General features: G+C 71.1%; 22 protein-coding genes. 15 read left to right on the top strand and 7 right to left on the bottom strand.

Going from position 1 to position 19,829, the window contains the following annotated elements; genetic code table 11:
- Positions 1–70 precede the first annotated feature (70 nt).
- Positions 71–964, bottom strand: coding sequence for a hypothetical protein (locus tag HGN31_RS07975; protein WP_168782867.1), 894 nt, complete (start codon positions 962–964; stop codon positions 71–73).
- Between the two features lie 128 nt (positions 965–1,092).
- On the opposite strand from HGN31_RS07975, the gene hslV reads away from it, so the two are divergent.
- The 8 genes from hslV to HGN31_RS07935 all read left to right on the top strand — a co-directional run bounded on the left by hslV (position 1,093) and on the right by HGN31_RS07935 (position 5,465).
- Positions 1,093–1,650, top strand: coding sequence for an ATP-dependent protease subunit HslV (gene hslV / locus HGN31_RS07970; RefSeq protein WP_036702597.1), 558 nt, complete (start codon positions 1,093–1,095; stop codon positions 1,648–1,650).
- 51 nt (positions 1,651–1,701) lie between these two features.
- Positions 1,702–2,154, top strand: a complete 453-nt coding sequence (locus tag HGN31_RS07965) for a GAF domain-containing protein (protein WP_168782866.1) — start codon at positions 1,702–1,704, stop codon at positions 2,152–2,154.
- Complete coding sequence (locus HGN31_RS07960; RefSeq protein ID WP_244960929.1) at positions 2,141–2,560, top strand: GFA family protein; 420 nt, start codon at positions 2,141–2,143, stop codon at positions 2,558–2,560. The genes HGN31_RS07965 and HGN31_RS07960 overlap by 14 nt, the downstream gene beginning before the upstream one ends.
- Positions 2,557–2,940 carry a GFA family protein gene (locus HGN31_RS07955; protein WP_168782864.1) on the top strand — a complete coding sequence of 128 codons (384 nt, stop codon included), beginning with the start codon at positions 2,557–2,559 and terminating at the stop codon, positions 2,938–2,940. The genes HGN31_RS07960 and HGN31_RS07955 overlap by 4 nt, the downstream gene beginning before the upstream one ends.
- Positions 2,937–3,560 (top strand): LysE family translocator, encoded by a 624-nt coding sequence (locus tag HGN31_RS07950; protein ID WP_168782863.1) that lies wholly within the window; start codon positions 2,937–2,939, stop codon positions 3,558–3,560. The genes HGN31_RS07955 and HGN31_RS07950 overlap by 4 nt, the downstream gene beginning before the upstream one ends.
- Positions 3,557–4,201: an RluA family pseudouridine synthase gene (locus HGN31_RS07945; RefSeq protein ID WP_168782862.1), complete on the top strand. Its 645-nt coding sequence runs from the start codon at positions 3,557–3,559 to the stop codon at positions 4,199–4,201. The genes HGN31_RS07950 and HGN31_RS07945 overlap by 4 nt, the downstream gene beginning before the upstream one ends.
- A gap of 69 nt (positions 4,202–4,270) precedes the next feature.
- Positions 4,271–4,804, top strand: coding sequence for a lipocalin family protein (locus tag HGN31_RS07940; RefSeq protein WP_168782861.1), 534 nt, complete (start codon positions 4,271–4,273; stop codon positions 4,802–4,804).
- An 88-nt stretch (positions 4,805–4,892) separates the two neighbouring features.
- On the top strand, positions 4,893–5,465 hold the full coding sequence (locus HGN31_RS07935) for a Panacea domain-containing protein (protein WP_168782860.1): 573 nt from the start codon (positions 4,893–4,895) through the stop codon (positions 5,463–5,465).
- Positions 5,466–5,848: 383 nt separating this feature from the next.
- Here the strand turns inward: HGN31_RS07935 and HGN31_RS07930 are convergent, their stop codons facing one another.
- A complete protein-coding gene (locus tag HGN31_RS07930) occupies positions 5,849–6,046 on the bottom strand; it encodes a PLD nuclease N-terminal domain-containing protein (protein ID WP_036702591.1) in 198 nt (65 codons plus the stop codon).
- Positions 6,047–6,124: 78 nt separating this feature from the next.
- A complete protein-coding gene (hslU, locus tag HGN31_RS07925) occupies positions 6,125–7,423 on the bottom strand; it encodes an ATP-dependent protease ATPase subunit HslU (protein ID WP_168782859.1) in 1,299 nt (432 codons plus the stop codon).
- Between the two features lie 161 nt (positions 7,424–7,584).
- Here hslU and purH point away from each other — a divergent pair, with 161 nt between their 5' ends.
- The 5 genes from purH to HGN31_RS07900 all read left to right on the top strand — a co-directional run bounded on the left by purH (position 7,585) and on the right by HGN31_RS07900 (position 13,520).
- Positions 7,585–9,171, top strand: coding sequence for a bifunctional phosphoribosylaminoimidazolecarboxamide formyltransferase/IMP cyclohydrolase (gene purH / locus HGN31_RS07920; protein ID WP_168782858.1), 1,587 nt, complete (start codon positions 7,585–7,587; stop codon positions 9,169–9,171).
- 143 nt (positions 9,172–9,314) lie between these two features.
- Positions 9,315–9,833: a signal peptidase II gene (gene lspA, locus HGN31_RS07915; RefSeq protein ID WP_244961209.1), complete on the top strand. Its 519-nt coding sequence runs from the start codon at positions 9,315–9,317 to the stop codon at positions 9,831–9,833.
- 124 nt (positions 9,834–9,957) lie between these two features.
- Positions 9,958–10,458, top strand: coding sequence for a DUF3035 domain-containing protein (locus HGN31_RS07910; RefSeq protein ID WP_036712932.1), 501 nt, complete (start codon positions 9,958–9,960; stop codon positions 10,456–10,458).
- A 141-nt stretch (positions 10,459–10,599) separates the two neighbouring features.
- Positions 10,600–12,222 (top strand): M16 family metallopeptidase, encoded by a 1,623-nt coding sequence (locus HGN31_RS07905; RefSeq protein WP_168782856.1) that lies wholly within the window; start codon positions 10,600–10,602, stop codon positions 12,220–12,222.
- A complete protein-coding gene (locus tag HGN31_RS07900; protein ID WP_168782855.1) occupies positions 12,219–13,520 on the top strand; it encodes a M16 family metallopeptidase in 1,302 nt (433 codons plus the stop codon). The genes HGN31_RS07905 and HGN31_RS07900 overlap by 4 nt, the downstream gene beginning before the upstream one ends.
- Positions 13,521–13,590: 70 nt before the next feature.
- On the opposite strand, the gene HGN31_RS07895 is transcribed toward HGN31_RS07900, so the two are convergent.
- The gene (locus HGN31_RS07895; RefSeq protein ID WP_197055303.1) at positions 13,591–13,767 is read right to left on the bottom strand and encodes a hypothetical protein; all 177 of its coding nucleotides are present in this window, start codon (positions 13,765–13,767) and stop codon (positions 13,591–13,593) included.
- 136 nt (positions 13,768–13,903) lie between these two features.
- Here HGN31_RS07895 and mutL point away from each other — a divergent pair, with 136 nt between their 5' ends.
- Together mutL and HGN31_RS07885 are read left to right on the top strand one after the other, a co-directional pair.
- On the top strand, positions 13,904–15,724 hold the full coding sequence (gene mutL / locus HGN31_RS07890) for a DNA mismatch repair endonuclease MutL (RefSeq protein WP_168782854.1): 1,821 nt from the start codon (positions 13,904–13,906) through the stop codon (positions 15,722–15,724).
- Between the two features lie 144 nt (positions 15,725–15,868).
- The gene (locus HGN31_RS07885) at positions 15,869–16,216 is read left to right on the top strand and encodes a DUF3775 domain-containing protein (RefSeq protein ID WP_036703151.1); all 348 of its coding nucleotides are present in this window, start codon (positions 15,869–15,871) and stop codon (positions 16,214–16,216) included.
- Positions 16,217–16,312: 96 nt separating this feature from the next.
- Here the strand turns inward: HGN31_RS07885 and HGN31_RS07880 are convergent, their stop codons facing one another.
- From HGN31_RS07880 to HGN31_RS07870, 3 genes are all read right to left on the bottom strand, one after another.
- Entirely contained in the window at positions 16,313–17,500 is a 1,188-nt protein-coding gene (locus tag HGN31_RS07880) for a PQQ-dependent sugar dehydrogenase (protein ID WP_168782853.1), read from the bottom strand.
- A 76-nt stretch (positions 17,501–17,576) separates the two neighbouring features.
- Entirely contained in the window at positions 17,577–18,719 is a 1,143-nt protein-coding gene (locus HGN31_RS07875; RefSeq protein ID WP_168782852.1) for a saccharopine dehydrogenase C-terminal domain-containing protein, read from the bottom strand.
- Complete coding sequence (locus tag HGN31_RS07870) at positions 18,716–19,777, bottom strand: saccharopine dehydrogenase (RefSeq protein WP_036735550.1); 1,062 nt, start codon at positions 19,775–19,777, stop codon at positions 18,716–18,718. The genes HGN31_RS07875 and HGN31_RS07870 overlap by 4 nt, the downstream gene beginning before the upstream one ends.
- Between the last annotated feature and the right edge of the window lie 52 nt (positions 19,778–19,829).

Here is a 19,829-nt window from a genome sequence, read left to right as displayed (position 1 = left end):
GGCCCTTTCTGCTGCGCGCTGCCGCGCCAGACCCTGCCGCGCAGGGCGGGGCGGCGCAAGGGCAGCGCGGTCAGAGCAGCCAGCCCCCGGCCCGCATCGCCGCCAGCATCCGCTCGCCCGCGTCAGGCGCCTGGGCGTCGATGCTGTGGCGCTTGAGGAACCACCAGAGATAGGGGGCGAAATCCGGCGCCGCGGCCGCGGCTGCGGCCAGCGCCGCCTCGGCCCCCAGTTCGGCCACGTTGAGCCCGACGTGGTGGAAGTCGATCTGGGCAAAGAGCACCGCGGGCTTGCCAAGGATCAGCCCGTCGAACGCCACGGCGCTGTTCTGGGTCGCCACGAACCGGCACGTGCGCAGCAGCGCCGGCGTGTCGCCGCCGATCGTCAGCCGGGGGTAGCGCGCCGCCAGCGCCGCCAGCGCGGCGTGGTCCTCGGCATCGTAGCGTTCGCGGGGGTGCAGCGTGGCGGTGACGGGCTCGCCCGTGGCGCAGACCGCGGCGAGCATCTCGACCGGGCTCATCGACTGGAACGAGCGGTGCCGGCGCAGATGGCCCTGCAGCGGCACAAGGATCGGCCCGTCCCGGGTCGGCGGCGGACCGGGCAGCACCCGCGCCCGCAGCCGGCGCACGAAGGCCGCGGCGACCTCACCATCCACCTCGGCCGGATCGAAGGTGGCGCGGGCGACGGCAAAGCGCCAGCGCTCGGCCACCGGCTCGATCCGCCAGAACGGGTAGTGATAGGCCCGCCGCAGGGTCAGGGTGCGCGGATGCAGCGGACGTTTCATGTGAAGCAACGCAAAGTCTCCCGCGGGCGGCGGCACCTGCTGGGCGGCCGGCCCCGCCCGCTCGAACGCCACCCGCCAGCCGCGCGACTCGACCGCCGCCTGCAGCACCGCCATCGCCGGGAACGTCCCGGCCCGGGCGGTGCGCAGCATCGAGCCGTGCAGATAGACGCGCAGGGTGGGCATGGATCGGCCGTCACGAGGGGTGGCTGGGCGCCGCCACCCTAGGCCCCACCGCGCCACTGCGGAAGCGCGCGTTGCGCCGGCGCGCCCGCGCCCCTATCTGACCCCGCAGAACGAACGGAGGCGCAGGCATGAGCGACGACAGGTTTCCCGGCTGGCACGGCACGACGATCCTCGCGGTCCGCCGGGCCGGGCAGGTGGTGGTCGCCGGCGACGGGCAGGTCAGCGTCGGGCAGACGGTGATGAAGGGCACGGCGCGCAAGGTCCGCCGCCTCTCGCCGGGCGGGCGCGACGTGGTGGTGGGCTTCGCCGGTTCGACCGCCGACGCCTTCACCCTGCTCGAGCGGCTGGAAAAAAAGCTCGAGGCCGCGCCGGGCCAGTTGCAGCGCGCCTGCGTCGAGCTCGCCAAGGACTGGCGCACCGACAAATACCTGCGCAACCTCGAGGCGATGCTGATCGTCACCGACGGCGCCCAGCTTTACGTCGTGACCGGCGCGGGCGACGTGCTGGAACCCGAGCATGACGTGGCCGCCATCGGCTCGGGCGGGAACTTCGCGCTCGCCGCGGCGCGGGGGCTGATGGAGACCGACCTCGACGCCGAGACCATCGCCCGCCGCGCCATGGCGATCGCGGCCGAAATCTGCGTCTATACCAACGGCAACCTGACCGTCGAGACGATCGCTGCCTGAGCCCGCATCCCCCGCTTCCCGGCCGCGCCGGAAGCCGCTAGCCTGAGCGCCATGACCGACTGGACCGACCTGCGCGCCCGCATCCGCGCCCTCACCGAAGGCGAGACCGACGAGGTCGCGCTGATGGCCACCGTCGCGGGCGAGCTGCACCACGCCGACGACCGCTTCGACTGGACCGGCTTCTACCGCGTCACCGCCCCCGGGGTGCTGAAGGTCGGCCCTTACCAGGGCGGGCACGGCTGCCTGACGATCCCGTTCGAGCGCGGCGTGTGCGGCGCCGCCGCCCGGACCGGCAAGACCCAGCTCGTGCCCGATGTCGAGGCCTTCCCCGGCCACATCGCCTGTTCGAGCTCGACCCGGTCCGAGATCGTCGTGCCGGTGTTCGGGCGGGCCGGGCGGCTGATCGGGGTGCTCGACATCGACAGCGACCGCCCCGATGCGTTCACACCCGCCGACCAGGCGGCGCTTGAAGGGATGATGCAGGATGTCTTTGGCACGCTCTGAGGCAAGCTCTGACCCCGACGCCCGGCGCACCGCGCGCTGTCTCTGCGGCGCGATCCGCGTCACCATCCGCGGGCCGCTGCCCGATGTGGCGGCGTGTCACTGCGGCCAGTGCCGGCGCTGGTCGGGCCATGTCTGGGCCGCCGTCCCGGTCCCCGACGACCGGCTGACCATCGAGGGGGCCGAGCACATCCGCTGGTACCGCTCGTCCGACAAGGCCGAGCGCGGCTTCTGCACCACCTGCGGATCGTCGATGTTCTGGCGCGCCATCGGCCGCGGCGACACCGACGTCGCGCTGGGCTGCATCGACGCGCCGACCGGCCTGCGGCTGGAACGCCACATCTGGGTCGGCGACAAGGGCGATTACTACGACATCGCCGACGGCCTGCCACAGGACGCGCAGCAATGACCCTGCGCGGCGGATGCCTGTGCGGCGCGGTCCGCTTCGAACTCGACGGCCCGGCCGAGGGCATCGTCGCCTGCCATTGCAGCCAGTGCCGGCGCTGGTCGGGCCATGTCTGGGCGGGGCTGAACGCGGGCCATGTCGAGATCGAGGGCCCGGTGACGTGGTACCGCTCGTCCGAAACGGGCGAACGGGGGTTCTGCCCTACCTGCGGGTCGTCGCTGTTCTGGCGCACCGTCGCGACCGGGGACACCGAGATTTCCGCCGGGACGCTGGACCCGCCCACGGGGATGCGGCTGCTGCGGCATGTCTGGGTGGGCGACAAGGGCGACTATTACGACATCGCCGACGGCCTGCCGCAATTCCCGCGCGGGTCGACCGGATGATCTGGGACACGCTCGCCAATATCCCGCTGGCGCAGTTGCTGGGCTTTGTCGCCGGCGGGCTGGTGCTGAACTTTGCCCCCGGGCAGGACGTGTTCTTCGCCACCGCCTGCGGGCTGCAGGGGGGACCTCGGGCGGGCGCCCTGGCCGGGCTGGGGGTCGGCAAGGGGGTGGTGGTCCATGTGCTGCTGGCCACCGCCGGGCTGGGGGCGGTGATCGCCGCGCATCCGGCCGCGCTGACCGCGATCAAGTGGATCGGCGCGGGCTACCTGCTGTGGCTGGCCTGGAAAAGCTGGCACGCCGCGCCGCAGGGCGCGGCCCGCGGCGCGGTGCGGCCGTGGAACGTGATCCGGCGCGGGGCGCTGTCGAACCTTCTCAACCCCAAGCCGGTGCTGTTCCTGCTGGCCTTCCTGCCGCAGTTCACCCGCCCCGACTACGGCCCGATCTGGCACCAGCTGCTGGCGCTGGGCCTGATCTTCGCCTTCACCGGCACGTTGGTGACGATGGGCTACGGGCTCGTCGCCGGATGGCTCGGGGCGCGGCTCGGGGCGCATCTGGGGGTGCTGAACCGCATCGCCGCGGTGATGTTCGCCGGCCTCGCCCTGCGGCTGGTCGCGCGGTGAGCTTCGTCTATCGCCCGACCGAGGCCCAGCCGCGGCTGATCCACGACGACGACCAGATCCTCGTGGTGGACAAGCCCGAGGGGCTGCTGTCGGTCCCCGGCCGGGGCGAGGATCGCGCCGACTGCCTGATCGCCCGCCTGCGCGTGGCGTTTCCCACCGTGCTGTTGGTGCACCGGCTGGACCTCGACACCTCGGGGGTGATGGTCTTCGCCCTCACCCCCCACGCCCAGCGCCACCTGTCGCGCCAGTTCGAGACGCGGGGGGTCCGTAAGTCCTACGTCGCCCGCGTCTGGGGCCGGGTTGAGGGGCGCACGGGCACCGTGGAGCAGCCGCTGATGGTGGACTGGCCGAACCGCCCGCGGCAGATGATCCACCCCGAGGGCCGCCCGGCGCAGACCGACTGGCGGGTGATCCGCGCGGGCGACGACGAGACGCGGGTGCGCCTCACCCCCCTGACCGGGCGCAGCCACCAGTTGCGGGTGCACATGGCCCATGTCGGCCACCCGATCCTGGGCGACCCGCTCTATGCCACCGGCGCCGCGTCCGAGTTTCCCCGCCTGATGCTGCACGCCGAGACGCTGCGCCTGCGCCACCCGGATTCGAACGTCACCATGACCTTCTCGGCCGACGTCCCCTTCTGATCCCCGCTGACGCGGATGCAGCCAAACCCCCGCCCCGCGCGTTGAGCCCCAAAAAACGGGAGGTCACCCATGCGCATCCGCACCCTCGCCATCGGCCTTGCCGCCCTCGCCGCGGCCGCCGCGTGCTCGCGCGCGGTGATGACCCGCGTCCCCGCCGGCATCGAGCCGGTGACCGGCTTCGAGGCCCAGCGTTACATGGGCCGCTGGCACGAGATCGCCCGCCTCGACCACCGCTTCGAGCGCGGCATGACCGACGTGACCGCAGACTACACCCTGAACCCCAACGGCTCGGTCCGCGTGCTGAACCGCGGCCGCAAGGACGGCGAGTGGCGCTCGATCGAGGGCACCGCCCGCTTCCTCGGCGCCCCCGACGTGGCGAGCCTCGGCGTCACCTTCTTCCCCGGCTTCCCCGGCGGCTACCACGTCTTTGCTTTGGACGAGGCGTACCGCTGGGCAATGATCTCGGGCCCGAACCGCGGCTATCTGTGGATCCTCGCCCGCGAGCCGCGGATGGACCAGGCGACCTACGACCGGCTGGTCGGGCTGGCGCGGGAGAAGGGGTTCGATGTGGACGGGTTGATCGAGCTGAGCAAGTCCAGGTGATGAAAGGAAAAAACTGGCTTGACTCCCGGAATCTTATGTGTTGGCGGCCCCCGAATCTTAAGTTATAGTAGCGGGAAGGAGCGTTTCAGTGAGCCATCAATCAACCCCCGCCGAACCATTGTTCACCTTTCCAATCCGCAACGGAATGCGGAAATTGAAAGAGCTGATTATATATATTGCCAACGTCTCCAAAGACGACCCTAATTTTGGAGCGATCAAATTAAACAAAATACTTTATTATTCTGACTTTCGTGCTTACGCAAGGACAGGTAGCCCGATTACGGGCGTGAGATACTTCAAACTCCCGCGAGGTCCGGCGCCACGGGCTATGAGCCCGGTGCAACATGAGTTGATCGAAGAGCGCTCCGTTAACCTCGAAACGGTTCCGATTGGGCCATTTGTGCAGAAGCGCATCGTAGCATGCCGCGATCCTGATCTATCATTATTTACGGATGACGAACTCGCTTTAGTAAATGAAGTTATATCCGAGCTTAGCGGGCTGTCTGCTACGGCCATAAGCGAGGCTTCGCACGATATAAGGTGGCGAGCGCTCCAGATGTACGACGACATGCCGTATCAATTTGCTTCTCTTTCCAATGCGCCGTTGACCCAAAGAGACCGTCAACGTACTGAAGAGCTTAAACGCAAGTACGGCTGGTAGTTTCTTGTGGTGCATATTTTGGATTGGAATATACGAGAGTCTGAAAGCTATCGTATGTCAGTGTACGATTGCGGCGATTCAACCGTCGTATCAAATGGCATATTTCCAATTCGATTTGCTTTAAAACGCAATCCGTTTGCATTCAGGAAGACAGGCGCACGTGATACCGAGGGGTTGGAAATTTGGCTAGCGCAAACTAGCATAGACATCAGCAGTGCGGAAATAATAATGTCTTATAGCGTTCGCTATACCATAAACAGTAAACAGAAAATTGTTGTCTTGCTGCACGTCGAAGTTACTCAGCCAGAACAAATGCGATGGGATGATGACAACTTGCCGTTTTAATAATCGTGCTTCATAACTAGTCGGCCATTACGCGCCCCTCACACCCGCCCCTGATAATTCGCCTTCGGCCCCATGAACCACCAGGCGATCAGCCCGATCACCGGCAGGAAGGCGATCACCAGCGTCCAGATGATCTTCGACGACCGCTCGGCGTTCGAGTTGATCACCGAGGCGATCGCCCAGATGTCGAGCGCGAACAGGATGATCCCGCCGATGCCGCTGAAAATGTTCATCATCCTGCCTCCGCTTCGATCCGCGCCCACGCCGCGGGTCCGACCGCACAACGGCCCCCGCGGCGTGCGGTTCCGTCGCCGCTAGAGCACGTAGCGCGACAGGTCCGCCGAGCGCGCGAGGTCGCCGAGCTGCGCCTCGACATAGGCCGCGTCCACCGTCACCCGCTGTCCGCCCGCGTCGGGGGCGGCGAAGGACAGCTCTTCGAACACCCGCTCCATCACCGTGTAGAGCCGCCGGGCGCCGATGTTCTCGACGCTGACGTTGACCTCGGCGGCGATGCGGGCGAGCGCCGCGATCCCGTCGTCGGTAAAGGCGACCTCGACCCCATCGGTCCCCATCAGCGCGGCATATTGCCGGGTCAGGGCGTTGTCCGTCTCGGTCAGGATGCGGACGAAATCCGCCTCGGTCAGGGCCCGCAGCTCGACCCGGATCGGCAGCCGGCCCTGCAACTCGGGCAAGAGATCCGAGGGTTTCGCCACGTGGAACGCCCCCGAGGCGATGAACAGGATGTGGTCGGTGCGGACCGGGCCGTACTTCGTGGACACGGTTGTGCCCTCGATCAGCGGCAGCAGGTCGCGCTGAACCCCCTCGCGGCTGATCTCGCCGCCGCGGGTGTCGGCGCGGGTGGCAACCTTGTCGATCTCGTCGATGAACACGATCCCCGACTGCTCGACCGCCTCGAGCGCCGCGGTCTTGACCCGCTCGTCGTCGATCAGCTTGTCGGCCTCTTCCGCGATCAGCAGGTCGTAGGACTGCGCGACGGTCACCTTGCGGCGGGTCTTGCGGCCGCCGAACGCTTTCATCAGCGCGCCGAGGTCCATCATCTGGCCCATGCCCGGCTGGCCCGGAATCTCCATCCCAAGCGGGTTCGAGGTGTCGGTCAGCTCAAGCTCGATCACCGTGTCGTCCAGCTCGCCCGCCTTGAGCTTGCGGCGGAACATCTCGCGGGTCTGCTCGCGCGCCTGATCGCCCGCCAGCGCGGCGATCACCCGGTCCTCGGCGCTCGCGCGGGCCCGGGCGGTCACGTCGTCGCGCATCCGCGCCCGCGTCTCGACCATCGCGGCGTCGGCGAGGTCGCGGATGATCTGCTCGACGTCGCGGCCGACATAGCCGACCTCGGTGAACTTGGTCGCCTCGACCTTGACGAAGGGCGCACCGGCGAGCTTGGCCAGCCGCCGGCTGATCTCGGTCTTGCCGACGCCGGTGGGGCCGATCATCAGGATGTTCTTGGGATGCACCTCGGCCTTGAGCTCGGGGGCAAGCTGCTGACGCCGCCAGCGGTTGCGCATCGCCACGGCGACGGCGCGCTTGGCGTCGGCCTGGCCGATGATGAAGCGGTCCAGTTCCGCCACGATCTGGCGGGGGGTGAGGTCGGTCATGGCATCCTCGTTCTGCTTGCGGGCTGACTTAGGCGGGCGGCCGGGCGGTTTCAAATGTCCGTCCCCCCGCTATTCCCGGCCACCCCCGCGGAGAGTGCGGCGGCTGGACGGGCGGCGCCGGTCAGGCTAGGTCACGCGCGACGCCATAGCCGGAGCCCGCCATGACCGACCGCACCCCCCTCAAGCGCGCGCTGATCTCGGTCTCGGACAAGACCGGGCTCGAGGATTTCGCCCGGGCGCTGGCCGCCCGCGGGGTCGAGCTGCTCTCGACCGGCGGCACGGCGAGCGCGCTGCGCGCCGCGGGGCTGACGGTGCGCGACGTGGCCGAGGTCACGGGTTTCCCCGAGATGATGGACGGCCGCGTCAAGACGCTGCACCCGGCGGTGCACGGCGGGCTGCTGGCCCTGCGCGACAACCCCGAGCACGTCGCGGCGATGGACGCGCACGGGATCGCACCGATCGACCTGCTGGTAGTGAACCTCTACCCGTTCGAGGCGACGGTCGCCCGCGGCGCCGACTATGCCGAGGCGGTCGAGAACATCGACATCGGCGGCCCGGCGATGATCCGCGCCGCGGCCAAGAACCACGGCTTCGTCGCCACCGTGGTGGATGTCCAGGATTACGACGCCGTGCTGGCCGAGCTCGATGCGAACGACGGCGCGACGACCCTCGCCTTCCGCCAGCGCTTGGCGCAGGCGGCCTATGCCCGCACCGCGGCCTATGACGCGGCGGTGTCGGCGTGGATGGCGGGTGCCATCGGTCAGGACGCCCCGCGCCGCCGCGCCTTTGCCGGGACGCTGGCGCAGACGCTGCGCTATGGCGAGAACCCGCACCAGACGGCGGCCTTCTATACCGACGGGACGGGGCGCCCCGGTGTCGCCACCGCCCGCCAGTGGCAGGGCAAGGAGCTGTCCTACAACAATATCAACGACACCGACGCCGCGTTCGAGCTGGTGGCCGAGTTCGACCCGGCCACCCCCGCGGTGGCGATCATCAAGCACGCCAACCCCTGCGGCGTGGCGCTGGGCACGAGCTTCGCCGAGGCCTACGGCCGCGCCTTCGACTGCGACCGCACCTCGGCCTTCGGCGGGATCATCGCGCTGAACGGCACGCTGGACGAGGCGACGGCCCGTGCCATCACCGAGATCTTCACCGAGGTGGTAATCGCCCCCGACGCGACCGAGGCCGCCCGCGCCGTCTTTGCCGCCAAGAAGAACCTGCGCCTGCTGACGACCGGCGGGCTGCCAGACCCGCGCGCGGGGGGCGAGACGGTCCGCCAGGTCGCCGGCGGCTTCCTGGTCCAGGGCCGCGACAACGGCCATGTTTCGCGCGAGGCGCTGAAGGTCGTGACCCAGCGCCAGCCCTCGGCCGCGGAACTCGACGACCTGATGTTCGCCTGGACGGTCGCCAAGCACGTCAAGTCGAACGCCATCGTCTATGCGAAGGACCGCACCACCGTGGGCATCGGCGCCGGGCAGATGAGCCGGGTCGACAGCACCCGCATCGGCCGCCGCAAGTCCGAGGACATGGCCGAGGCGCTGGGCCTCGCGCAGCCGCTGACCGAGGGCGCGGCGGTCGCCTCGGACGCGTTCTTCCCCTTCCCCGACGGGATCGAGGCGCTCGCCGCCGCCGGCGCCCGCGCGGTGATCCAGCCCGGCGGGTCGATGCGCGACGCCGAGGTGATCGCGGCCGCCGACCGGCTCGGCCTGGCGATGGTTTTCACCGGGCAGCGGCATTTCCGGCACTGATGAGCGACACGCCCACCCCTCCGGCGGCTGCGGGCGAGCCCGCGAAGAAGCCCGCCCGGCGCCGGTTGCCGGCCGCCGACGGCACCGCGCCGAAGAAGCGCCGGGTGCTCAAGGCCGAACCGCCGCCCCTGCCGCCGCGCAAGCTGTGGTGGGCGCTGGGCGTGACGCTCGGGGTGCTGGCGCTGGACCAGCTCAGTAAGTGGATCGTCGTGCAGGCCCTGAACCTCAAGGAGGTGCAGGCGATCGACGTGATCGACCCGTGGCTGAACCTCAGGATGGCGTGGAACCAGGGGGTCAACTTCGGCCTCTTCGGGACCGACGCCGAGTTCATGCGCTGGGTGCTGATCGGCGTGGCGCTGGCGATCTGCGTCGGCGTCGCGGTGTGGCTGGTGCGGCTGCGGCCCGGGACGCTCGCGCAGGTCGCGGCGGGGCTGCTGGTCGGCGGCGCGCTGGGCAACGTCATCGACCGCGTGGCCTATGGCGCGGTGGCGGATTTCCTGAACATGAGCCTGCCCGGCTGGCGAAACCCCTACAGCTTCAACGTGGCCGACATCGCCATCTTCGCCGGCGCACTGGGGCTGATCGTCCAGCCGGGCCCGAAACCCGCGCCGCCGCCCGCCCCCGCCCCGCGCCCGCGGCGCCGGTCCGGCAGCGGCGACTGACTGCGGCGGGGACGCCACCCCCTGCCGCCGATTCCTGCTCACGCGCCCTTGGCACCGCCACAAGACCCGTGACGGACCGCCCCGGACGCGCTAGAAGGCCGGAAACGGGACAGGACGTGAGATCATGCGGGCCGCTTTGCTGACCATCTGCGCGCTGGCGCTCGCCGGTTGCTCGAACGAGGGCAAGCTGATGACGCTCGCCAGCGACGACGGCCCCGAAGAATTCGCCATCGTCCCGACCCGCCCGCTCGAACTGCCGCCGGACCTCGCGCAGCTGCCGGCGCCGACGCCGGGCGGCGCGAACATCACCGACCCGCACCCCGAGGCTGACGCCGTCGCCGCCCTCGGTGGCAACCCGGGCCAGCTCGCCGCGCAGGGCGTGGGGGCCGGGGACGGCGCGCTGCTTGCCCATGCCGCCCGCGCCGGGGTCACGCCCGGCATCCGCCAGGTCACCGCCGCCGAGGATGCGCAATACCGCGCCCGCCACGGCCGCCGCCTGCTCGAGATCGTGGCCCGCACCAACGTCTATTACCGCGCCTACCGGCCGCAGACGCTCGACAGCTGGGCCGAGCTGGAACGCTGGCGCCGCACCGGCGTCCAGACCCCCAGCGCCCCGCCGCGCTGAGCGGGCTGCGGGCGTCCGGGGGCGCACGGGCCGCCGCAACCGGGCGGCCCCTCAAGCGGCAGTGATCGGGCGACGGGTTGTGCGCCTCGCCGGCTGCGGTCATCCTCTGGCCTTCCCGATGATGACCTGAAGGGGTCGCCCATGCGCCGCACGCTCCTCGCCGTCCTGCTTGCCTCTGCCTCGCCCGCGCTGGCCGAGATGCCGCCGGGCGTGAGCCACTTCACCCTGCCCAACGGGATGGAGGCGGTGGTGATCGAGGATCACCGCGCCCCGGTCGTGGTGCAGATGGTCTGGTACCGGATCGGCTCGGCCGACGAGACGCCGGGCAAGTCGGGGATCGCCCATTACCTCGAGCACCTGATGTTCAAGGGCACCGACAAGCTGGCGGCGGGCGAGCTGTCGAAGACCGTGACCGCCAACGGCGGCATGGACAACGCCTTCACCTCGTACGACTTCACCACCTATTTCCAGCGCATCGCCGCCGACCGCCTCGACCTCGTGATGGGGATGGAAGCGGACCGCATGGCCAACCTCAGGATCGGCGAGGACGACTGGCAGGCCGAGCGGCAGGTCGTGCTCGAGGAACGCGCGCAGCGCACCGACAGCGACCCCCGCGCGCTCTTTGCCGAGGAACGCGCGGCGGTGCAGTACTACAACCAACCCTATGGCCGCCCGGTGATCGGCTGGCGGCAAGAGATGGAGGGGTTGACCCGCGACGACGCGCTGGCATGGTACGGCGCCCATTACGCGCCGAACGCGGCGGTGCTGGTCGTGGCGGGCGACGTGACCGCGGACGAGGTCCGCAGCCTCGCCGAAAAGCACTATGGCCCGATCCCGGCCCGGCCGGGCGCCGAACGCACCGCCCGCCCGCAAGAGCCGGTGCAGCGGGCGTCGCGGGTGATCGAGATGGCCGACCCGCGGGTGCCGCAGCCCACGATCTCGCGCAGCGTGATCGTGCCCGAGCGCAATGCCGGCGACCAGAAGCAGGCGGCGGCGTTGGCGGTCCTGGCCGAACTGCTCGGCGGCTCGCCGCAGACCTCGGTGCTGGGGCGCAAGCTGGTGATGACCGGCAAGGCGCTGTGGGCGGGGGCGAGCTACGACGGGCTGACCGTCGATCCGACGACCTTCGCGGTGACGATGGTCTATCCGCCACAGCCCGACACTCAGGCCGCCAAGGCGGCGGCCGAGGCGGCGCTGGACGCGTCCCTCGACGAATTTCTGGCGGAGGGGCCGGACCCGGCGCAACTCGACCGGGTCAAGACGCAGCTGCGCGCCGCCCGCATCTACGAGCGCGATTCGGCTCACGGCCGCGCGTATGACTACGGGCAGGGGCTGGCGATCGGGCTGACGGTCGAGGACGTGAACGACTGGCCGGACCTGCTCGCCGCGGTCACGGTCGAGGACGTGAAGGCCGCCGCCCGCCTCGCGCTGCGCCGCGAAGGCGCGGTGACGGCGCATCTGCTGCCTGCGCCGGCGGGCGAGGGGGCTGTGCCGGGCGCGCAGGCCGAGGCGGGGGCGCCGGAGACGCCGGCTGCCGACGTCCCGGCTGGGGCTGCCGCGCCGGACGCCCCCGTGGCCGACGCGCCAGCCACGGAGGAGACCACCCCAGCGCCCGCCACCGACACCGCGGAAACCGCCGCGCCCAGCCCTGCCGACACCCCGCACCCGACCGCGACCCCCGGCGCCCCGCCACCCCCGCCTGACGGGACCGCCGCCCCGGACGGCGCCGCCCCCGAAACCCCTGCCGCCGAGGTGCAGCAATGATCCGCGCGCTCGTCACCGCCGCCGCCCTCACGCTTCTCGCCGTGCTGCCGGCGCGGGCCATCGACATCCAGCAGGTGACCTCGCCCGGCGGGGTCGGGGCCTGGCTGGTCGAGGATCACTCGATCCCCTTCGTGGCCGTCAACATCGCCTTCCGCGGCGGTGCCTCGGTCGATCCCGAGGGCAAGCGCGGCGCCGTCAACCTGATGACCGGCCTGCTCGAGGAAGGCGCGGCCGACCGCGACGCGACCCAGTGGGCCGAGGCGATGGAGGCGCTCGGCGCCAGCGCGAGCTTCAACGTCGGCGACGACGCGCTGACCGTGAGCCTGCGGGCCCTGACCGAGAACCGCGACGCCGCCGCCGACCTCGTGCGCGATGCGCTGAGCGTGCCGCGCTTCGACACCGACGCGGTCGAGCGGGTGCGCGCGCAGGTCCAGTCGATCATCCGCGCCGAGGCGAGCGAGCCGAACGCCATCGCCGCCAAGGCCATGGCCGCCCGCCTCTGGGGCAGCCACCCCTACGGCAGCTCGCTCAACGGGACCGAGGACAGCGTCGCCGCGCTGACCGTGGAGGACCTGCGCGCCGCCAAGGACCGGGTGCTGGCGCGTGACCGCGTCATCGTCTCGGCCGCCGGCGACATCGACGCGGCCGCGCTGGGCGCGCTGGTCGACCGCATCCTCGGCGACCTGCCCGCCACGGCGTCCGTGCCGCTGCCGCCCGCGGCCACGCCGCAGTTCGACGGCCAGACCACGGTGATCGACTGGGACAGCCCGCAGACCGTGGTGGCCTTTGCCCAGCCCGGCCTGCCGATGAGCGACAAGGACTACTTCGCGGCCTTCGTGCTCGACCACATCCTCGGCGGCGGCGGGTTCTCGTCGCGGCTGATGGACGAGATCCGCGAAAAGCGCGGGCTGACCTACGGCGTCGGCACCGGTCTCGCCAACCAGGTGCTCGGCGAAAGCTGGCAGGGCGGCATGGCCACCGCCAACGCCCGGACGGGCGAGGCCGTGGCGCTGGTGCGCGAGGTCTGGGGCAAGATCCGCGAGGGCGTGACCGATCGCGAGGTCGCCGACGCCAAGACCTACCTGACCGGCGAATACCCGCTGCGCTTCGACGGGAACGGCAAGATCGCCGGGATCCTGACCGGGATGCAGCTCATGGGGATGCCGCGCGACTACGTGAACACCCGCAACCCGCAGATCGAGGCGGTCACGGTCGACGACGTGAACCGCGTGGCCCAACGCCTGCTCGACCCCGCGCGCCTCAGCTTCGTGCTGGTCGGACGGCCCGAAGGGCTCTGACGCGCCAGCACAACGAAAACGGCCGCCGTCCCCCAGGGGCGGCGGCCGTATCGTTGGCGATGGACGCCGGTCAGCGGACCTGAACGGCCCCGGTGCCACCCAGCGCCGCACCCGCGACGGCGCCGACAGGACCGGCCACGACCGCGCCGGTCGCAGCGCCGGTGGTGGCGCGGGTGCCCGCATCGGGGCCGCAGGCGGCCAGGGCGAGGGTGGCGGTGGCCAGCGCGGCGAGGGTCAGGGTTTTCATGGCGTTCATCCTTGTTGGGTGCATGAGTGTGGTCTGATGAGACCTAAAGCCGCGCCGCGCGCGCCGGGTTCCCCGACCGGCCGTCGGCTCAGGAATCGCTTTCGCGGACGGCGCGATTCTTGCTATATCTGGGGTCATGACGCGCCATGACCCCAACATCCGCCCGGTCATCCGCCAACTGGATGAGGCCGCCGCCAACCGCATCGCGGCCGGCGAGGTGGTCGAGCGTCCCGCCTCGGCGGTCAAGGAGCTGGTCGAGAACGCCCTCGACGCCGGGGCCCGGCGCATCGACGTGACCATCGCCGGGGGCGGCAAGCGGCTGATCCGGGTCGCCGACGACGGCTGCGGCATGACCGCCGCCGACCTGCCGCTGGCGCTGTCGCGGCACGCCACCTCGAAGATCGACGGCTCGGACCTGCTCAACATCCGCAGCTTCGGCTTCCGCGGCGAGGCGCTGCCGAGCCTCGGCGCGGTCGGCCGCCTCACCCTCACCAGCCGCGCCGCGGGGTCCGAGGCCGCCCGCATCGAGGTCGCCGCCGGCCGCGTCAGTGAGGTCCGCCCCGCCGCCGGCAACCGCGGCACGGTGGTCGAGCTGCACGATCTCTTCTTCGCCACCCCCGCGCGGCTCAAGTTCCTGCGCGGCGACCGGGCCGAGACCCAGGCCATCGCCGAAGTCATCCGCCGGCTGGCCATGGCCGAGCCCGGCGTGGGCTTCACCCTGACCGACGCCGACGCCGACCGGGTGCTGTTCCGCGCCGACCCCGAGACGGGCGAGGCAGCGCTGTCCACCCGCATCGGCCGGGTCATGGGGCGCGAGTTCGTCGAGAACGCGGTGACGCTCGACGCCGAGCGCGACGGGCTGCGGCTCACGGGCCTCGCCGCGCTGCCAACCTATTCGCGCGGCGCGGCGGTGGCCCAGCATCTCTACGTCAACGGCCGCCCGGTGCGCGACAAGCTGCTGACCGGGGCGCTCAGGGCAGGGTATTTCGACGTGCTCGCCGCGGGCCGCCACCCGGCGGCGGTGCTGTATCTGAGCTGCGACCCCGAGGGGGTGGACGTGAACGTGCACCCGGCCAAGGCCGAGGTGCGCTTCCGCACGCCCGAGGCCGCGCGCGGGCTGGTCGTCTCGGCGCTCAGGCACGCGATGGCGGGGGCGGGGCACCGCGCCGCCTCGACCGGCGGGACCGCCGTGCTCGGCGCCTTCCGCCCCGAGACGCCGCTGCGCCCCGCGGCGCTGGCCGCGGGCTGGGCCGCGCAGGCCCCGCTGGGGGCTGCCCCCGGCCTGTCCGAAGCGGCGCCCGGCTTCGCCCCGGCCGCGGCCCGGATCGAGCCCGACACGACCGAAGCCATACCCGACAGCCCAGGCGAGAACCCGCTCGGCGCGGCCCGGGCACATCTGCACGAGAACTGGATCATCGCCCAGACCGCGGACGGCATCGTGATCGTGGACCAGCACGCCGCCCACGAGCGGCTCGTCTACGAACGCCTCAAGGCCCAGGCCGAGGCCGCGCAGGCCGCGGGCGCGCCGGTGCCGGGGCAGGCGCTGCTGATCCCGGAGATCGTCGATCTGGGCGACGCGGCCCAACGCGTGCTGGAGGCGGCGGACGCTCTGTCCCGCCTCGGGCTGGTCATCGAACCCTTCGGCCCCGGCTGCGTCGCGGTGCGCGAGGTGCCCGCGGCCCTCGGCCGGATCGACGCCGCAGCGCTGATGCGCGACATCGCCGACGACCTCGCCGACACGGGCGCAAGCGACCGGGTGCAGGCGCGGCTCGACGCGGTGCTCTCGTCGATGGCCTGCCACGGCTCGGTGCGTTCGGGCCGGCGGATGAGCGGGGAGGAGATGAACGCGCTTCTGCGCGAGATGGAGCGGACGCCCCGCTCGGGCCAGTGCAACCACGGCCGCCCGACGTGGGTCGAGCTGAAGCTCACCGACATCGAGCGGCTGTTCGGGCGCTAGCAGGGGCTTCGCCCCTCGCGCCTGCGGCGCTCACCCCAGGATATTTGCACAAGGAAGAACCGCAGCCGCGCGCGGATTGACGGGCGGCGGGGTTCGGGCGACAAGCGGGGTACCCTCCGGGGCCGCAGAGAGGATTGCCGCGCCATGCTTGAGATCAGCGCCGACAAGATCGCCTTCGTCGTCATCCGGGCGCGTGACTACGATCAGGGGCTCGACGGGCGCGGCGGGCGCAACGCCTATGAGCTGCGCGACTTCATTGCCGACCTGAACGACGACGAGCAGGCGGCGCTGACGGCGGTGATGTGGATCGGCCGTGGCACCTTCGATGCCGACGACCTGTCCGAGGCAGTGGCGACGGCCAAGGCCGAAAAGACCACGCCCACCGAGGATTACCTGATGGGCGAGCCGCAGCTCGCTGACCACCTCGAGGCGGGGATGGAGGCGCTGGGCCTCTCGCCCGGCGACGAGGCCGACAACCTGCTCAAGGGCTGACGCGCCCGCGACCCTGCGCCCCCTCGGGCTGGACCCAAATATCCTCAGGGGGTGAGGCCGCGGCACGCGGCCGAGGGGGCGCGAGCGCCCCCTGCCTTACTCCTTCGACACCCGGATCACCGCGCCGTTGTCGGCATCCGTCACCAGCATCAGCGCTCCGTCCGGGGCCACGGCGAGGTCACGGACCCGGCCGATGCCGTTGAGATAGCGCGCCTCGCCCGACACCTTGCCGCCGTCGAGCGTCAGCCGCACGACCCCGCCGCCGGCCTGCAGCGCCCCGATCAGCGCGCTGCCCTTCCAGTCCGGGAACATGGCGCCGTCGTAGAACGCCATCCCCGAGGGGGCGATCACCGGGTCCCAGTAATAGACCGGCTGCTCCATCCCCTCCTGCGCGGTCTTGCCCGCGTTGATGTCGGCGCCGCTGTAGGCCACGCCGTAGGTGATGACCGGCCAGCCGTAGTTCTTGCCCGCCTCGACGTGGTTCAGCTCGTCGCCGCCCTTCGGCCCGTGCTCGACGGTCCAGAGCTGGCCCTGCTTGTCGAATGCCGCCGCCTGCACGTTGCGGAAGCCCTTGGCGTGGGTCTCGGGCAGGCCGATCCCGGCCCCCATCGGCGCGCCGGTGAGCGGGTCGATGCGGACGATCTTGCCCAGGTGGTTGTCGTCGGCCTGCGCGCTGTCGCGGATCGGCACGTCCGAGCGCTCGCCCAGCGTCACGATCAGCCCGCCCTGTCCGTCGAGCAGCAGGCGACTGCCGAAGTGCTTGTCGCCGTCATAGACGGGGGTCTGGCGGAACAGCTCCTTGACCTCTTCAAGGCTGCGGCCGTCCGCCGAGAGCTTCGCGGTGGCGACGGCGGTCTGGTTGCCGCCCTCGGCCGGCGCGGCATAGCTGATCCACAGCCGCCGGTCGCTGGCGAAATCCGGCCCGACCATCACGTCGAGCAGCCCGCCCTGGCCCTTGGCGTCGATCTCGGGCAGGCCCTCGATCGGTTCGGACAGCGTGCCATCGGCGCCGACCATCCGCAGCCGGCCCGGCCGCTCGGTCACCAGCCACGCCCCGTCGGGCAGAAGCGCCAGCGCCCAGGGGTGCGAGAGCCCGTCCACCACCGTCTCTGTCTTGAGCGCGACCGTGTCGGCGATCGCCGGGGCGCGGGTCTGGCCCTCGAAGGCCGGTTGCTGATCCGGCGCATTCGGCGGGGCGGCGTTGAAATCCTGCGCGAGCGCCGCCCCGGCCATCAGGCCGAGCGCGGCGGCGGTCGTGAGGAACGAGGGGGCAAAGCGGGCCATGCAAAATCTCCTGAACAATTCACTCAGGCAACGTCAGCAGGCCGGGTGCGTTCCCCCCCTCGGTCTCACGCGCGGATCACGGTTTTGACAGGTGGTCCACCTTGGCCATGTGGTCGGCGATCTCGCCCACCTCGACCAGCCAGCCGGCGATCGCCTCGGGTGCCGAGGGCGCCGCGTGGACGCCGGGGGCGAAGTCGCCGCGCAGCACCGCCTCGACCGCCAGCGCCACGGGGATCGAGACGAGCTGCGCCATTGCGGTCCCGCGGTCGTTGCCCTGCGCGTCCAGCACCCACTCGCGGTCATAGACCCGCGCCCCGCCGCGCTCGGCCGCCAGCCGGACGAACAACACCACGCGGTCCGGCTCGCCCTCGGCATAGGCGTGGGCGTCCCAGAACCCCTCGGCCATCTCGCGCAGCCGCACGTCGCCCTCGGGGCCGGTCAGCCCCTCGACCTCAGCGAAGACCTCGGACCACGCCTCGGACCAGCCCTTGAGGCGGATGGTGCCGCGGACGAAATCCTTGAGCGTCCATTCGCGGTCGAACCCGTAGGGGTCGATGAAGGCGGTCGAGTCGCGGTTGGGATAGACCTCGAACCGCTCGGGCACGGGCAGCGGCGCATCATAGGGGTCGATGGCGTGCCAGGGGCGATCCACCACCCGCTCGGCCCCGTCGCGGATCGACTTCGACGGCGAGCGCAGCGCCCGCAGCACGCCCAGCGGCGACCACGAGAACTTGTAGCGGAACGGGTTGGGATGGCGGGGGATGCCGCCGCAGTAGCTGGTAAAGCTCACCGCGTCGCCCTTTTGCGCGACCTGCCGGTAATCCGCGACCAGCTCGTGCGCCATCAGGTGGTCGATGCCGGGGTCGAGCCCGACCTCGTTGACCAGCGCCACGCCCGCATCCTCGGCCGCCGCCTCGAGCGCCGCCATCTCGGGCGAGATGTAGGACGAGCTGACGAAATGCGCCCGCTTCTCGACGCAGATCCGCGCCAGCGCCGGGTGCTGGTCGGCCGGCAGCATCGAGACGACCACGTCGCCCGCTGCCAGCGCCTCGGTCAGCGCCTGCGGCTCATAGGCGCGGATGTCCTGCGCCAGATCGCCCACCGCGGCGCGGGCCTTGTCCACCGTGCGGTTCCAGACCACGACCGGCGTCTTGCCCGTGAGCAGGCGGCGCAGGCCGGGGATCGCCGAAAGCCCGGTGCCAACCCAGTGAATCGTCATGCCGAAAGCCCTTTCAGATGGGTGTCATAGATCGTCGCCGCCCGGCCCCAGGGGCCCGCGTCGATGGCGTCGAGCTGGCGCAGCACCGGCAGAAGCTGGGCCGCGTAATCCTGGCTCGATTCGCGCGGCAGCATCGAGGGCAGGTTGTCGATCGCCGTCACGTCGAGCGGCGGCCGATCGGCCACCCGCAGCGCGGGGGCGGCCCAGTCGGTGGTGCGGTCATAGACCTTGATCGGGGAAAACTCGCTCGTCGGGTCGCAGGCGATGTCGCCGATCACCGTCAGCGCGCGGCCGGGGTTCACGGCGCTTTCCGGCACGAACACCGGGCAGCCGGGCTGCGCGAGGATGCAGTTGAGGAACACCTCGTGCAGCAGGATCTCGGGGAAGGGGCCGCCGTGGGCGGTCTCGGCCATGTCCCACTTGGTCACCCGCACCCCCATCTCGGCGCAGAGGTCGGCGGCGCCGGTGCCGACCCGGCCCTTGGCGCCGATGACGATGGCGCGCGGCCGCACCCGGCCGGTGCCGTCCAGTTCGGCCCGCAGGCTCGCGGCGAGCGCTTCCTTGTTGGGGAACGGGTGGACGGGGCCGCAGATGCCGCCATGCGCCTGCGCCGCCCAGCATTTCAGCGCCACCGCCGCCCCCGCGTAGCCCGCCCAGTAGCCGAAGGCCGCGAGCCGCCGCCCGTCGTCGTCGAGCAGATATTCGAGGTCATAGAGCCGCCCGCCGCCCGCGCGGAACCGCTTGAGCAGCTCCTGCCCCGCCGGCTGGCCCTTGAAGGCGTGGCCGAACATGATGTGGCGGTGGGTGAGCGGGGTGCCGTCCTCGGGCAGCTCCTTGAGGCCGAAGACGATGGCGTCGGCGGGCGCCTCGACCCACGATCCCTCGGGGGCGATGGTGGCGCCGGCGCGGCGGTACTCTTCTGTCGGCAGGATGCGGCGGGGGCTGTCCTCGACCGTCACGGCAAAGCCGCGGCGGATGAGGTCGCGCACCCCCTCGGGGGTGATGCCGACGCGGTCCTCGTTGGGGCGGCTTTCGGCCCGGACCCACAGATGTGTCATGCTGAACTCTCCCGATGCTGGCGGGCTGGCGGTTGCCAGTTTGCGGTTGCCA

The sequence above is a fragment of the Paracoccus sanguinis genome, assembly GCF_012689545.1.
Taxonomy (GTDB): Bacteria; Pseudomonadota; Alphaproteobacteria; order Rhodobacterales; family Rhodobacteraceae; genus Paracoccus; species Paracoccus panacisoli.
The sequence above is the reverse complement of the archived record's forward strand: the minus strand, read 5'-3'. Positions and strand labels throughout refer to the sequence as shown.

What these genes read in the sequence shown, in the direction of transcription:
- HGN31_RS07880 (WP_168782853.1), bottom strand. Translation starts at nt 17,500, where the DNA reads ATGGCCCGCTTTGCCCCCTCGTTCCTCACGACCGCCGCCGCGCTCGGC.
- HGN31_RS07885 (WP_036703151.1), top strand. Translation starts at nt 15,869, where the DNA reads ATGCTTGAGATCAGCGCCGACAAGATCGCCTTCGTCGTCATCCGGGCG.
- HGN31_RS07965 (WP_168782866.1), top strand. Translation starts at nt 1,702, where the DNA reads ATGACCGACTGGACCGACCTGCGCGCCCGCATCCGCGCCCTCACCGAA.
- HGN31_RS07870 (WP_036735550.1), bottom strand. Translation starts at nt 19,777, where the DNA reads ATGACACATCTGTGGGTCCGGGCCGAAAGCCGCCCCAACGAGGACCGC.
- hslU (WP_168782859.1), bottom strand. Translation starts at nt 7,423, where the DNA reads ATGACCGACCTCACCCCCCGCCAGATCGTGGCGGAACTGGACCGCTTC.
- HGN31_RS07875 (WP_168782852.1), bottom strand. Translation starts at nt 18,719, where the DNA reads ATGACGATTCACTGGGTTGGCACCGGGCTTTCGGCGATCCCCGGCCTG.
- hslV (WP_036702597.1), top strand. Translation starts at nt 1,093, where the DNA reads ATGAGCGACGACAGGTTTCCCGGCTGGCACGGCACGACGATCCTCGCG.
- HGN31_RS07930 (WP_036702591.1), bottom strand. Translation starts at nt 6,046, where the DNA reads ATGATGAACATTTTCAGCGGCATCGGCGGGATCATCCTGTTCGCGCTC.
- HGN31_RS07955 (WP_168782864.1), top strand. Translation starts at nt 2,557, where the DNA reads ATGACCCTGCGCGGCGGATGCCTGTGCGGCGCGGTCCGCTTCGAACTC.
- mutL (WP_168782854.1), top strand. Translation starts at nt 13,904, where the DNA reads ATGACGCGCCATGACCCCAACATCCGCCCGGTCATCCGCCAACTGGAT.
- HGN31_RS07905 (WP_168782856.1), top strand. Translation starts at nt 10,600, where the DNA reads ATGCGCCGCACGCTCCTCGCCGTCCTGCTTGCCTCTGCCTCGCCCGCG.
- HGN31_RS07900 (WP_168782855.1), top strand. Translation starts at nt 12,219, where the DNA reads ATGATCCGCGCGCTCGTCACCGCCGCCGCCCTCACGCTTCTCGCCGTG.
- HGN31_RS07975 (WP_168782867.1), bottom strand. Translation starts at nt 964, where the DNA reads ATGCCCACCCTGCGCGTCTATCTGCACGGCTCGATGCTGCGCACCGCC.
- HGN31_RS07940 (WP_168782861.1), top strand. Translation starts at nt 4,271, where the DNA reads ATGCGCATCCGCACCCTCGCCATCGGCCTTGCCGCCCTCGCCGCGGCC.
- HGN31_RS07910 (WP_036712932.1), top strand. Translation starts at nt 9,958, where the DNA reads ATGCGGGCCGCTTTGCTGACCATCTGCGCGCTGGCGCTCGCCGGTTGC.
- HGN31_RS07895 (WP_197055303.1), bottom strand. Translation starts at nt 13,767, where the DNA reads ATGAAAACCCTGACCCTCGCCGCGCTGGCCACCGCCACCCTCGCCCTG.
- purH (WP_168782858.1), top strand. Translation starts at nt 7,585, where the DNA reads ATGACCGACCGCACCCCCCTCAAGCGCGCGCTGATCTCGGTCTCGGAC.
- HGN31_RS07950 (WP_168782863.1), top strand. Translation starts at nt 2,937, where the DNA reads ATGATCTGGGACACGCTCGCCAATATCCCGCTGGCGCAGTTGCTGGGC.